We start from the raw sequence: 12,689 nt of genomic DNA on the forward strand, positions 1-12,689 counted from the left end.
ATCGTTTGGTGGCGATAGCGGAGGGGTTCCACACGTACCCATCCCGAACACGACCGTTAAGCCCTCTAGCGCCGATGGTACTTGGACCGAAGGGTCCTGGGAGAGTAGGACGCTGCCAAGCAAAGAACCACTGCCGAAGATACTCGGTGGTGGTTTTTATTTGTTTATAAATGTAACAGATTATAATATTAACAGTCTGATAGATCACTATCAGGCTGTTTTTGTTTTTTATAAAACTGGCCAGTTCATTCAGTTGGAGCATGCTTCTGCTAAACGTAAAAGAGAAGCTTGTAGTGCCTTTTTGGTATCAGGATCAATGATCGTACCTTGTTTGTTCATTTTCATCGTAATATAAGGAATTGCAAATGATGCATCAACCAGGATGCGAGCATTGATCATGTTTAAAGTCAGCAATATGGATGTATGGGCTTGATTACCGCCTAACGGGCTGGGGGAAGCTGCTATGACCACTGTAGGCTTATTCACCCATTCTCCGGACGATACAATCCAGTCCAAAGCATTTTTTAAAACACCTGGAATACCGTTCCCATACTCAGGTGTACAGATCAGGACACCATCTGCTTGCTTTAATAGGGATCTGAAATGTTGAACGGAAACTGGACCATCATCTACATCGAGATCAGGATTGAAGTGTGGAAGATCATTTAGCCGATCATATACCTGAAATTTTAAAGTAGTAGGTGCAAGTGCCATCATGGCTTGCATTAGCATGGTGTTTGTGGATTGTTTCCGTAGGCTTCCTGAAATTGCAAGGATGTTTATTTCTCTTTCCATTATTTAATCCCCCATCTCTGTCAATTGTCTATCAGTAATATGAATTGATTTGTCTATTTTCCATCTTTCCTTACGAAGAGTCTACAGATAACGGCGATTATTAAGGCATCCTTCATACTAAACCGAATATGATTATTCTTCTTCATTTGATCTACATACCAAGTGTGAGGAAATGGACCAGAAGGTGGGTTTTTCTTTATCAACAGAGAAAACAATAAAAGTTTATCAAAAATTAGTACCAAGTACTAAGACTTAGTGCTATAATAATAAAAAACAAAACGAGGTGAACTGACGCTATGATGCAATCAAAAGCCACTATTACTGCATTCGGAACCTATGTGCCGGAGCGTATTTTAAATAACGCAGATTTGGAAAAATTGGTCGAGACGAACGATGAATGGATCGTGCAACGAACAGGCATGAGGGAACGGAGAATTGCAGCAGAGGATCAGTACGTTTCTGATCTGGCGGTTAAGGCCGTGGAAGACATGATTCAGCGGTACGGAGTTGACGTTCATGATGTGGATATGATCCTCGTAGCAACAAGTACGCCGGAGTATGCATTTCCCAGCACAGCCTCCAGAGTACAGGCACGTCTGAACATTGCTCAGACGGGGAGCGCTGGATTTAAGCGCAGCATGCGCAGGCTTTGTCTATGGGTTGCAGCTGGCCGATAGCATGATCACAAGTGGCATGTATCGCAAAGTGCTCGTGATCGGGGCAGAGACCTTATCCAAAATTACGGACTACACCGATCGTACGACCTGTATTTTGTTTGGTGATGGAGCTGGAGCGTTTTTGATGGAACGAACCGAAGGGCAGGGCAGTAATCTGGCAGCACTTTCCGGAACACAGGGTGATGGTGGCTTACATGTTTATAGCAGTGGGCTTTCCTCCGAGATGAACGGGGTACCCCTTCAAGGTGACGGACGTCTTGTGCAAAACGGCAGGGAAGTATACAAATGGGCTGTACGGCTGATACCGGAGCAATTACCGAAACTTATCGCGAACTCAGGGTTGCAGACGGAGCAGATCGACTGGTTTGTACCACACAGCGCCAATATGAGAATGATAGAAGCTGTCTGCGAGCGCGGTCCTGTACCGTTGGAACGCACGCTAACCAGCATGGAGTACCGTGGAAACACATCGGCTGCATCCATACCTCTGGCCATTCAGCTGGCTGTCGATGAAGGGAAAGTGAAGCAGGGTCAGCGCCTTGCCTTATTCGGTTTCGGTGGTGGCTTAACTTATGCAGGCCTTGTGTTGGAATGGAGTGTTCCAGACACTGATTCAATGAAGTAACGTAGAAAGTTGAGATTAAGCAGATAAGACAGTTTACCTTAGCAGGCTAGTAAACAAAAAGTACACTTTCCTCCGCTGTGGAGGTGAGTGTACTTTTTTGTTTATTAAACATTTTCTAATCCATAAAGGAGTTATGGCGTAAGTTTAGGAGCTTGGCGGTGGTGGGTTCCTTGCTCATAACTATATGCGAGTTTGATCAACGTTCCTTCATCAAAAGCACGGCCCAGGAATTCAATGCCTACAGGTAGACCCTCTGTAGTGAAGCCAGCAGGTACGGTGATTGCTGGGAACCCGGAGAATGGGCTTAGTCGGTTGTTCCCGCCGGAGTTTTGACCTTCGCCAATCACGGCAGCAGCCTGTGTGGATGTAGGATAAACGATGGCATCCAGGTTATTGTCAGCCATAACCTTTAGAAGAGCTTCACGCGTGATTTGAGTACGTTTCAATACGATGTCCTTGTACTCAGTTGTCTCCAGCGTTTCCCGTGCATCGCGAGTCTTCATGGATTGTTCCTGTGTCTTATCAAATTCTCCTGAAGCGATGATCTCGGAAAGACTGTGGTATGGAGCTTCTTCACCAAGTGATTCCAGATAGTCGTTGAGCTGGAATTTGAATTCATATCCGCTCAAGCTTGGGTATTTGTTGATTTCGTCCAGGTTCGGAATACTGATCGGTACAGCAGTTGCACCAAGAGACTTCAATTCTTTCACTGCATTGTTGATGACATCAGCAACAGCTTTTTCTTCAGCTTTGGTGCTTGGGATCAGTTCGGTAGCTACACCAATACGTGCGCCCTTTAGACCATTCACGTCCAGGAAGTCAGTGTAACTGGAAGGAATTTTGCCAACAGCATAAGCTGTAGCCACATCATCTTTGTCATACCCAGCAGTAGCATCCAGCATGATCGCAGCGTCGCTAACCGTACGAGCCATAGGTCCGCCTACATCCTGAGTAAGAGCAAGCGGGATAATACCTTCACGGCTGGATAATCCGATTGTTGGACGAATTCCGACAAGGCTGTTGAAGCTGGATGGAATACGGATCGATCCACCAGTATCTGTACCCATGCCTGCTGCAGCAAAGTTGGAAGCAATCGCTGCCCCTGTTCCGCCGCTGGAACCACCAGGATAGTGATCCAGTGCGTAAGGGTTCAAGGTTTGTCCACCCAATGAACTGGATGTAGTAATGCCAAATGCAAATTCATGCAGATTTGTTTTACCGAGGATAATGGCACCTGCTTCTTTGAGCTTTTTCACTTGCTCAGCGTCTTGTGCAGGCACGGAATCCTTCAGACAGATACAACCGGCAGTGGTAGGCATATCATTCGTATCGAAGTTGTCCTTCACAAGAACCGGAATACCGTGCAGCGGTCCGCGCGCGCCTTGGGCTGCACGTTCTTCGTCCAATGCCTGGGCAAGTTCAAGTGCTTCCGGGTTTACGGTTAGTATGGAATTAATGCTAACTCCCTGATCATCGTATTTCTCAATCCGATCCAGATACATTTGGACCAATTCTTTGGATGTGAGCTTTCCTTGCGTCATTGCAGCCTGGAGATCCGTAATCGTTGCTTCCTCCAGAACAAATGGTTTTATGTAGTTATAAATGCGGTCTTTCAATATGGCGACGTCATTCTCCGTCAGGACAGCATTAGGTAGAAAGAGGGAATCGGTATATCCTTTCATTAACCCTGCAGTATTCAAGGCACCAATGGCACCTGCAAAGCTGGATTGGTCCGGTACATCCTTGAACGGCTCTGTGGTGGACTCCAGCTTCAACCAGGTTTGAAGAGCTAGAGCAGCATCCTTACGCTGAATGGTTTTACCTGAAAGCTCGTCCATTGAAAAAGGTACACCTGCAAGTGTCGCTGCTTCTTCCATGGCTTCAATAAATGCGGCAGACGTGACAGGTGCTTTCCCGGCAGCTGTTACTGCGACCGTTGTTTTGCTTGATGGAGTTGCTGCTCCGGCTGACGCCAGCTGTACGGAAGCTCCTCCCCAAGTTGTAACCATTACTGCTCCTGTCAGTAACAGAGCTCCACTTTTTTTCAATACAGATCCATGATAAGTCATGCATCCACGCTCCCTTCTGTCGCAATGATGTGTGTTGTTGAAACGGCTGCATATGCTTTTGTCACATTTTAATAACATGTCAGGAATTCTTACAACACTCATATTTATTCAAAAAAACGTATACAAGTTGTGTTAATGTGCTTATTTCTTTCAGATGCTCTTATTTTCATTCCAAAAAGAAATTTAAGTGTTTGCAGTTGTGTTATATTATCTAACATCTATTCAAGGGCAGTAATTTATCAGGTTAATCGTTCACCTGGGATATGCCAAGAAACGATTGGTCTGAAATGATATAATGAAAGGATAGGAATGTAGGTTACAAGGTGTATGAAGAAAGGAAGAGATACGAAGTGAAAACATTGGTACTCGCTGAGAAACCATCTGTGGCACGTGAAATTGCCAGAGTTATGGGAGCGCGTGATAAACATAAGAGTTATTTGGAAGGTCCTAAATATATCGTAACGTGGGCACTTGGGCATCTGGTAGGGCTGGCGGAACCTGAAGATTACGACAAGAAGTACGCCACCTGGAATCTTGAGGATTTGCCGATTCTACCGGAGCGGGCGAAACTGAAGGTACTAAGGGAGACGAATCATCAATATAAAGCCGTACAGCAGCTTATGAAACGCCAAGATGTTGGTGAACTGGTCATCGCGACGGATGCCGCCCGGGAGGGAGAGCTGCTTGCCCGTTGGATCATGCAAATGGCGCAGTGGAAGAAACCCTTCAAACGACTGTGGATTTCTTCTCAGACGGATAAGGCAATCAAAGAAGGATTTGCTTCGCTGAAGCCAGGGAGTCAATTTGACCGTCTCTATGAATCGGCACGCTGCCGTGCGGAAGCAGACTGGATGATTGGGCTTAATGTGACACGAGCGCTGACCGTTCGATTTAATGCACAATTGTCTGCAGGACGGGTACAGACGCCAACCCTAGGCATGATTATGGACAGGGAGAATGAAATCAATGGATTTCGCTCACAGGAATATGAGACATTAACTGCGGATTTTGGAGAGTTTCAAGCTGTGTGGCGTGCCTCGGGCGGGGATTCGCGCATGTTTGATGCTCAGGATACCCCGGCATTGAAGAAACGAGTGGATGGACGTAAGGGAACCATTGCTCAGGTCAAAAAGAGCGAAAAAGTCGAGCCGCATCCTCTGGCCTACGACCTAACGGAACTGCAGCGTGATGCCAACCGCAAATATGGCTTTTCAGCCAAACAGACTTCCAACGTTCTTCAGCGTCTCTATGAGCAGCATAAGCTGGTTACATATCCGCGTACGGATAGCCGTTACCTGACATCGGACATGACAAGTACGCTGAAAGAAAGACTGGATAGTGTAGCTGTTGGACCATATGCATCAATAGCGCGTCCCTTGCTGCGGAAAAATCTGAATATCACCAAACGAATTGTGGATGACAGCAAGGTAACGGATCACCATGCCATCATCCCAACAGAACAGACCGTGCTGCTGAATCAGCTGAATCCGGAGGAACGCAAACTGTATGATTTGATCGTACGCCGGTTTATTAGTCTGTTCTATCCAGCTGCCAGATACGATTCGGTAGCGATTACTGTGCAAGTGGGTGAAGATTCATTCCATGTTAAAGGTACAACGGTAAAAGACAGTGGCTGGCGTGAAGTATATGGCGGAGACTACAGTGACGAAGATGATGAGCGCACAGATGAGCAAGCGGACAATGGCCGCACTCTTCTGCCAGACGTACAGCAAGGTCAGTCGGTTAACGTACAGCGTTGTCATATTAAAAGTGGAAGGACCATGCCACCTAAACGGTACACGGAGGCTGCATTGCTCGCGCAAATGGAGAAGCACGGACTCGGTACTCCGGCTACGCGTGCAGATATTATCGAGAAATTGGTCAGCTCCGATACCATAGACCGCCAAGGCAACAGCATGCATCCTACAGGTAAAGGGAAGCAATTGATTGAGCTGGCTGCTCCGCAGCTGCGTACACCTGACCTGACGGCACGTTGGGAGGCTGAACTGGAACGGATTGCTCGTGGACAAGGGAAACCAGGTCCTTTCCTGGAAGGCATACGTTCAATGGCTAAAGAACTGGTGTCTACTGTAAAAGGAAGCAAGGCAGAGTATAAACCGCATAACGTGTCGAGCAGCCACTGCCCGGATTGCAATGCGCGTCTGCTCGAGAAGAAAGGGAAACGCGGCAAGTTTCTCGTATGTCCCACGGAGGATTGTGGCTATCGTCGCTCGGCAGAGAAGCGGTTATCCAACCGGCGTTGTCCGCAGTGTCACAAGAAGATGGAAATGAAAGAAGGCAAAGCTGGCCTCTATGTGCAGTGTCTGCCTTGCGGAATCACGGAAGCACTGGATAAAGATAAACAGCACGTCAACAAACGGGAACAGCAAAAGCTGGTCAAACAGTATGCCAAGCAGGAATCCATCGGATCCAATCTCGGAGATTTGTTGAAAGCAGCTATGGAGAAAAAAGGGGACTAGTACTCCAGAAAGTGTGTTGTACAAGTTGAATGGTTACTAGCGATGTCATGCTTCAGCAACCGCTTCGCATGGTGTCGTATAAGATCCCTCCTTTTCAGGCAACGTAAGCCAAGGAGGTGACACAGATGCCACACAACAAACCAGAGAAAATTCATAACCAGCAGAATAAGGACAGTATTCGGGAAGAAAGCATCGGAGCACGTCCAGCCAAGGCGGGCAAAAGAGTTCCCAGTCTAAACGGTATTCCGAAACAGGAGTCTTAGGTTCTACCCGGAACGGATGACTCCATAAAACAACTATGCGGCTCCCTTCTCGCGTTGATCATGTCCCTGCAGAGGACTATAATGGAGGAACAGGGAGATGTCCCGGGATAGGGGGACCGCTAGAATTATATGCAAACCGGACTCATATTGTGGTTTTTATTTATTAACGTGGTAGGTTATCTGGTGATGTCAGATGACAAAAAGCGGGCTCAGCGACGCCGTGACCGTACACCTGAACGAACGTTATTCCTGCTGGCGTTTATCGGAGGGGCACTTGGAGTTTGGATTGCAATGTACCGGAAAAGGCACAAAACCAAACATCCGAGCTTTACCATCGGGATTCCACTTTTGCTCTTTCTGAATGCCATAATTTATGGGTATTTCCTGAAATAGAACCTAGTGGTGGCTCCGCTGTAAAATTGGGCAAATGGTTCATATCGCATGAAGAACGTTTATAGGGTTACATGGTGCTGAATTTAGTTTTATGTCAGACCGAAGCCTTCAGCTTCGGAGTTTCTACATATAAGGAAGGGACGGGATTTACATGTTATTCTCTAAAATTTTAGTGGCTTATGATGGATCAAAAGCTTCAAACAAGGCGCTGGATCGTGCCATTGAACTGGCTAAGGTTTCTCCGGATTCAGTCATTGATGTCATTCATGCCTTTGATTTCCCGCGTGTATTTATCGGAGAAGGACTTGCACCGCTGCCGCCATCTCTGAATAACGATTACTACAACCTGGCTGTGCAGACAACGGATGAAGCGAAAGAACGACTCAAAGCTGCAGGAGTTACGGCAAACGTAGACCTGATTCAGGGAGCCGCAGCTGAAGTTCTGCTTGATTACGCGAAGGAAAATGGATCGGATGTCATCGTCATCGGAAGTCGTGGTCTTGGCGGCATTCGTGAATTCGTATTGGGCAGTGTCAGCCACAATGTGGTGCAGCATGCTCAAATTCCTGTATTGATCGTTAAATAATGCAATAATTTGTGAGCTACAAATATGCAGTGAGCCGGCTGTCTTCATTCCATTGAAGAGAAGTCGGCTTTCTTTTATGGGATGAAATGGATATGAAGTCCAAAAGAAACGCCTCAATCACGAACATTATATTTGTCAATATGTTAAATGTTCGTCTTTAAGTTGACATTAGCTGTAGGGGATTGTTAGAATGTTAGATGTGTCGATCAGGTAAGAATAAGGTCGAGTAGGAACGAAAGATGTACCAAGGTTGGACAGAAATGAGTCGCTTGGATTGAATAGATATTTGCTCGTATAACGCCGGGGATAAGGCCCGGAAGTCTCTACCCGGAGACCGTAAATTTCCGGACTACGAGGAGATACGGCTGAGAGTCGCATGAATATGGATGCGGACAGCAAGCCCCCTTTTGGCATGCCCAAATGAGGGATACGTATTTCTTGGAGTCCGGTGTCCGGAGAAAATGTGATGTTTTCGCGGGTAGCGGATTTTTTCGTTTCAAAAGGGAACGCGTATGGCAAAAGCGGTTGTTATCAAAAAAAGCTCAGACGGGAGTTGGATGTATTCATGTCAGTGCAGGTCGCTGTAATTATGGGCAGCAAGTCGGATTGGGAAACGATGAAGCATGCGTGTGAGGTGCTGGACGAACTGGAGATCGGGTATGAGAAAAAGGTTGTATCCGCGCATCGCACACCGGATCTGATGTTTGAATATGCCGAGCAGGCTGCTGAGCGCGGGTTCAAGGTTATCATTGCAGGTGCAGGCGGAGCAGCACATCTCCCTGGCATGGTTGCTTCCAAAACGATGCTCCCGGTAATCGGTGTACCTGTGCAGTCCAAGGCACTGAATGGTCTCGATTCCCTATTATCCATTGTCCAGATGCCGGGCGGCATTCCTGTCGCAACGGTAGCGATTGGCAAAGCGGGTGCTACCAATGCAGGACTGCTTGCGGCCCAGATGATTGGTGCATTCGATGAGGATGTCCGTAATCGCTGCGAAGCCCGCAGAGAGCGGATCAAACGTGAAGTACTCGAAAGCAGTGATGAGCTATGAGCAAAACTGAACTGAATATTTCCGGTATGGCTGGACGTGTCCTGCTCCCAGGCAAAACAACAATTGGAGTTCTCGGGGGCGGACAGCTTGGACGAATGCTGACGCTTGCTGGGACAGCGATGGGATACCGCTTTGTTACGCTTGATCCGGCGGTAGATTCGCCTTGCGGACAGGTTGCCCGCCAGATTGAGGCTGGATATGACGATGAAGCTGCAGCACTTGAACTGGCCCGTCAGTGTGATGTGATTACGTATGAGTTTGAAAATGTAGATGCGGGTGTTGCGAGCTTGCTGGAACGTGAATCCTATGTGCCGCAAGGAAGTGCGTTATTGTATACAACCCAGCATCGGTTGCGTGAGAAACGAGCGATTGAAGCTGCGGGAGTAAGAGTAGCGCCTTATCGGGAGATTACAAGTAAGGATACCATGCAAGCAGCCGTAAGCGAGCTTGGTGTACCATGTGTTTTGAAGACGGTAACCGGAGGATACGATGGTAAAGGGCAGCGAGTCATTCGCGAAGTGGGCCAGGCTATACCGGCTTACGAAGAGCTTGCAGCGACCGGAGCGGAACTGGTGCTGGAGCAATTCATCAAGTTTGACTGCGAAATCTCTGTCGTCGTTGCCCGAAGCACGAGTGGAGAGATCAAGACATTCCCGCCAGCGGAGAACATTCACGTGAACAACATTCTGCATGTCTCGATCGTACCGGCCAGAGTGGCTACGGACATACAGATCGAAGCCCAGAAGCTTGCAGCGGCTGTGGCCGAATCCATGCAGGCTGTTGGATTGCTGGCGGTGGAACTGTTTGTGGCGGCTGACGGAAGATTGTATGTGAACGAACTGGCTCCAAGACCTCATAATTCCGGTCATTACACGATGGAAGCCTGTGCGACGTCACAGTTCGAGCAGCACATTCGTGCCATCTGTGGGTTGCCATTAGGAGACACTACACTGTTAAGTCCGGTCGTTATGGTCAATGTGCTTGGAGAACATCTGGAAGGAATTATCGCCAGAACGGGTCAACCTGACGCAGAAGCAATGGAACTCGGTGTTATTCCCAAGCTTCACATATATGGCAAAACCGAAGCGAAAACGGGACGGAAAATGGGGCATGTCAATCTGCTCTGTCAGGATGTTGAAGAAGGATTGCAATGGATTGAACAAACTAATATCTGGAGGAATACAAATTCATGATCGAACGTTATAGCAGACCCGAAATGAGAGCCATCTGGACGGAGGAAAACAAATTCAAGTCCTGGCTGGAAGTTGAAATTTGTGCATGTGAAGCTTGGGCGGAACTCGGAGTTATTCCTAAGGAAGAAGCAGCATTGCTTCGTCAAAACGCTTCTTTTGATATCGATCGCATCTATGAAATCGAACAGGAAACGCGCCACGACGTTATTGCTTTTACACGCACGGTATCCGAAAGTCTGGGTGCAGAACGCAAATGGGTGCACTACGGACTGACATCCACGGATGTGGTGGATACGGCTCTGGGGTACGTACTGCGCCAGGCCAATGAAATTCTGGAACGCGATATCGTGAATTTTATCGAGATCTTGCGTGAGAAGGCCCTCGCTTATCAGCATACGCCAATGATGGGTCGCACACACGGGGTACATGCCGAGCCAACAACCTTTGGTTTGAAAATGGCCCTGTGGCATGAAGAGATGAAACGGAATCTGGAGCGTTTCCGCCATGCGGCAGACAACGTGCAGTACGGTAAAATCTCCGGTGCGGTAGGAACTTATGCGAACATCGACCCGTTCGTTGAAGAGTTTGTCTGCGAGAAGTTGGGTACAAAAGCAGCACCAATTTCGACACAAACCCTGCAGCGTGACCGTCATGCTGAATACATGGCTACCCTGGCATTGATCGCAACATCACTGGACAAGTTCGCTACAGAAGTTCGTGCATTGCAAAAGAGTGAATTCCGTGAAGTGGAAGAAGCGTTTGCCAAAGGTCAAAAAGGATCTTCCGCCATGCCGCACAAACGTAATCCGATTGGTAGCGAAAATATCTCCGGTCTGTCTCGCGTCATCCGCGGACATATGGTGTCGGCATACGAAAACGTAACACTATGGCATGAGCGCGATATCTCACACTCTTCCGTAGAGCGTGTTATCCTGCCGGATGCAACGATGCTTCTGAACTACATGCTGAACCGTTTCGGTAACATCGTGAAAAACCTGACGGTGTTCCCTGAGAACATGAAACGCAACATGGAACGCACATATGGAGTGCCGTTCTCGGGCCGTGTGTTGACCAAGCTGATCGATAAAGGCTTCAGCCGTGAACAGGCATATGATACCGTTCAACCACGTGCCATGCAGGCATGGGAAGAACAGCGCCAGTTCAAGGATATCGTAAAAGCCACACCGGAAATCACCGAGGTGCTGAGCGATGAAGAAATCGAAGATGCATTCAACCCGTCCTGGCACCTGAAGCATGTTGATACCATCTTCAAGAAGCTTGGTTTGACCAACTAATTAACTCCTAAAATATTAGTCTGTTATGTGTTCACGCGGGAACGGAGAAGGCAGAACAAACCTGGAGAAGCAAAGCGCTCGCCTTTATCCCCGGATTTACACTTTGGAAAAAGTGGAATCAAAATAATCCGGGGATAACAGCGATCGAAAGGTTGTTCTGAATTCGGAGTGGGTAGCGTGATTAGGGGAATTGAACTTATATTTTATATCTCCTGAAAGAAGGTGAGCCTCCATGGCACTGTCCACAGCGGCAGATCTCGTTAAAGCACCTCTGTTATATAAAGGAAAAGTACGTGAATTGTACGACCTGGGGGAACATTTTCTAATTGTGGTTACGGACCGGATTTCAGCTTTTGACTACGTTTTGGACCCAGCAGTGCCCGAGAAGGGCAATGTGCTAAATAAACTCAGCAGCTTCTGGTTTGAACTGACGAGTAACATGATGGACAACCACGTAGTTCATATGGATGTAAACCGTCTCGGTGATCTGATTGTGGACCCGGAGCTTCTGAAAGATCGCATTATGGTGACACGCAAAGCCGAACGCATTGATATCGAGTGCGTCGTACGCGGATACATTACCGGCGGCGGATGGAGACAATATGAGAATGGCGGAGAGGTGAACGGCATCAAACTGCCGGAAGGACTTCGCAAAAACGCCAAGCTAGAAAGCCCCATTTTCACCCCGGCAGCCAAAAATGATGTAGGTCATGATGAAGACATCCCGATGGATCGCATGAAAGAGCTGGTTGGTGATGAGATGGCTAGCGAGCTTCAGGAAAAAAGCCTGCGTCTGTACGAATTCGCCCGGGATTATTGTGATCAGCGTGGCATTATTCTTGCAGATTGCAAATTCGAGTTCGGTATCGTAGATGGCAAGGTCATCCTGATCGACGAAATCTTCACCCCGGATGCATCACGTTTCTGGGCGAAAGAGAACTACGCACTAGACATCGAGATCGACAGCATGGACAAGGAGCCGGTGCGCACCTATCTGGCAGGAACCGATTGGGACAAAAACAGTAAGCCTGACCCGCTACCACAAGCGGTGGTGGAGGCAACAACGGCAAGATACGTCGATATCTATAACCGTTTAACGAAATAATAAATTTTAATTGTTCTCACATAATGGTCAGGCTTGACCATTACCCACCGTGCAACGTAAAAGATTTAAGCCTTTCAAAAAAACGTCGCATGGACTAGCGGAGGGGCGGAATTGTTCTTAAAGGAGCGATAGCTTTCGCCTTTGTCCCCGGGTTTTG

General features: G+C 47.8%; 10 protein-coding genes, 1 rRNA gene, 1 pseudogene and 1 riboswitch. Of the genes and pseudogenes, 10 read left to right on the forward strand and 2 right to left on the reverse strand.

Going from position 1 to position 12,689, the window contains the following annotated elements; all coding sequences use genetic code 11:
• Positions 1–4 precede the first annotated feature (4 nt).
• Positions 5–121 (forward strand): 5S ribosomal RNA (gene rrf / locus MH144_RS16100).
• Between the two features lie 128 nt (positions 122–249).
• On the opposite strand, the gene MH144_RS16105 is transcribed toward rrf, so the two are convergent.
• Entirely contained in the window at positions 250–795 is a 546-nt protein-coding gene (locus MH144_RS16105; RefSeq protein WP_239302260.1) for an NADPH-dependent FMN reductase, read from the reverse strand.
• A 299-nt stretch (positions 796–1,094) separates the two neighbouring features.
• Here MH144_RS16105 and MH144_RS16110 point away from each other — a divergent pair.
• A pseudogene (locus MH144_RS16110) lies at positions 1,095–2,097 on the forward strand (beta-ketoacyl-ACP synthase 3).
• A gap of 131 nt (positions 2,098–2,228) precedes the next feature.
• Here MH144_RS16110 and MH144_RS16115 read toward each other — a convergent pair.
• The gene (locus tag MH144_RS16115; RefSeq protein ID WP_239302261.1) at positions 2,229–4,166 is read right to left on the reverse strand and encodes an amidase family protein; all 1,938 of its coding nucleotides are present in this window, start codon (positions 4,164–4,166) and stop codon (positions 2,229–2,231) included.
• Between the two features lie 350 nt (positions 4,167–4,516).
• On the opposite strand from MH144_RS16115, the gene MH144_RS16120 reads away from it, so the two are divergent.
• The 8 genes from MH144_RS16120 to MH144_RS16155 all read left to right on the forward strand — a co-directional run bounded on the left by MH144_RS16120 (position 4,517) and on the right by MH144_RS16155 (position 12,532).
• Positions 4,517–6,646: a DNA topoisomerase III gene (locus MH144_RS16120; RefSeq protein ID WP_239302262.1), complete on the forward strand. Its 2,130-nt coding sequence runs from the start codon at positions 4,517–4,519 to the stop codon at positions 6,644–6,646.
• A 125-nt stretch (positions 6,647–6,771) separates the two neighbouring features.
• Complete coding sequence (locus tag MH144_RS16125) at positions 6,772–6,909, forward strand: hypothetical protein (protein ID WP_170948088.1); 138 nt, start codon at positions 6,772–6,774, stop codon at positions 6,907–6,909.
• Between the two features lie 129 nt (positions 6,910–7,038).
• Positions 7,039–7,302 (forward strand): DUF1294 domain-containing protein, encoded by a 264-nt coding sequence (locus MH144_RS16130; RefSeq protein WP_239302263.1) that lies wholly within the window; start codon positions 7,039–7,041, stop codon positions 7,300–7,302.
• A gap of 151 nt (positions 7,303–7,453) precedes the next feature.
• Complete coding sequence (locus MH144_RS16135; RefSeq protein ID WP_095288453.1) at positions 7,454–7,888, forward strand: universal stress protein; 435 nt, start codon at positions 7,454–7,456, stop codon at positions 7,886–7,888.
• Positions 7,889–8,158: 270 nt separating this feature from the next.
• A riboswitch (purine riboswitch) is annotated at positions 8,159–8,260 on the forward strand.
• Positions 8,261–8,453: 193 nt separating this feature from the next.
• A complete protein-coding gene (gene purE / locus MH144_RS16140; protein WP_153976876.1) occupies positions 8,454–8,939 on the forward strand; it encodes a 5-(carboxyamino)imidazole ribonucleotide mutase in 486 nt (161 codons plus the stop codon).
• Complete coding sequence (gene purK, locus MH144_RS16145; protein ID WP_239302264.1) at positions 8,936–10,132, forward strand: 5-(carboxyamino)imidazole ribonucleotide synthase; 1,197 nt, start codon at positions 8,936–8,938, stop codon at positions 10,130–10,132. Before purE ends, purK begins: the two co-directional genes overlap by 4 nt.
• Positions 10,129–11,427 carry an adenylosuccinate lyase gene (gene purB, locus MH144_RS16150; RefSeq protein ID WP_239302265.1) on the forward strand — a complete coding sequence of 433 codons (1,299 nt, stop codon included), beginning with the start codon at positions 10,129–10,131 and terminating at the stop codon, positions 11,425–11,427. The genes purK and purB overlap by 4 nt, the downstream gene beginning before the upstream one ends.
• A gap of 232 nt (positions 11,428–11,659) precedes the next feature.
• Entirely contained in the window at positions 11,660–12,532 is an 873-nt protein-coding gene (locus tag MH144_RS16155) for a phosphoribosylaminoimidazolesuccinocarboxamide synthase (RefSeq protein ID WP_239302266.1), read from the forward strand.
• The last annotated feature ends 157 nt before the right edge of the window (positions 12,533–12,689 follow it).

Source organism: Paenibacillus sp. ACRRY (assembly GCF_022346995.1).
Classification (GTDB): domain Bacteria; phylum Bacillota; class Bacilli; order Paenibacillales; family Paenibacillaceae; genus Paenibacillus.

Coding starts and splice junctions, on each gene's coding strand:
- purB (WP_239302265.1), top strand. CDS start 10,129: ATGATCGAACGTTATAGCAGACCCGAAATGAGAGCCATCTGGACGGAG.
- MH144_RS16155 (WP_239302266.1), top strand. CDS start 11,660: ATGGCACTGTCCACAGCGGCAGATCTCGTTAAAGCACCTCTGTTATAT.
- MH144_RS16125 (WP_170948088.1), top strand. CDS start 6,772: ATGCCACACAACAAACCAGAGAAAATTCATAACCAGCAGAATAAGGAC.
- MH144_RS16105 (WP_239302260.1), bottom strand. CDS start 795: ATGGAAAGAGAAATAAACATCCTTGCAATTTCAGGAAGCCTACGGAAA.
- MH144_RS16115 (WP_239302261.1), bottom strand. CDS start 4,166: ATGACTTATCATGGATCTGTATTGAAAAAAAGTGGAGCTCTGTTACTG.
- purE (WP_153976876.1), top strand. CDS start 8,454: ATGTCAGTGCAGGTCGCTGTAATTATGGGCAGCAAGTCGGATTGGGAA.
- MH144_RS16130 (WP_239302263.1), top strand. CDS start 7,039: ATGCAAACCGGACTCATATTGTGGTTTTTATTTATTAACGTGGTAGGT.
- purK (WP_239302264.1), top strand. CDS start 8,936: ATGAGCAAAACTGAACTGAATATTTCCGGTATGGCTGGACGTGTCCTG.
- MH144_RS16135 (WP_095288453.1), top strand. CDS start 7,454: ATGTTATTCTCTAAAATTTTAGTGGCTTATGATGGATCAAAAGCTTCA.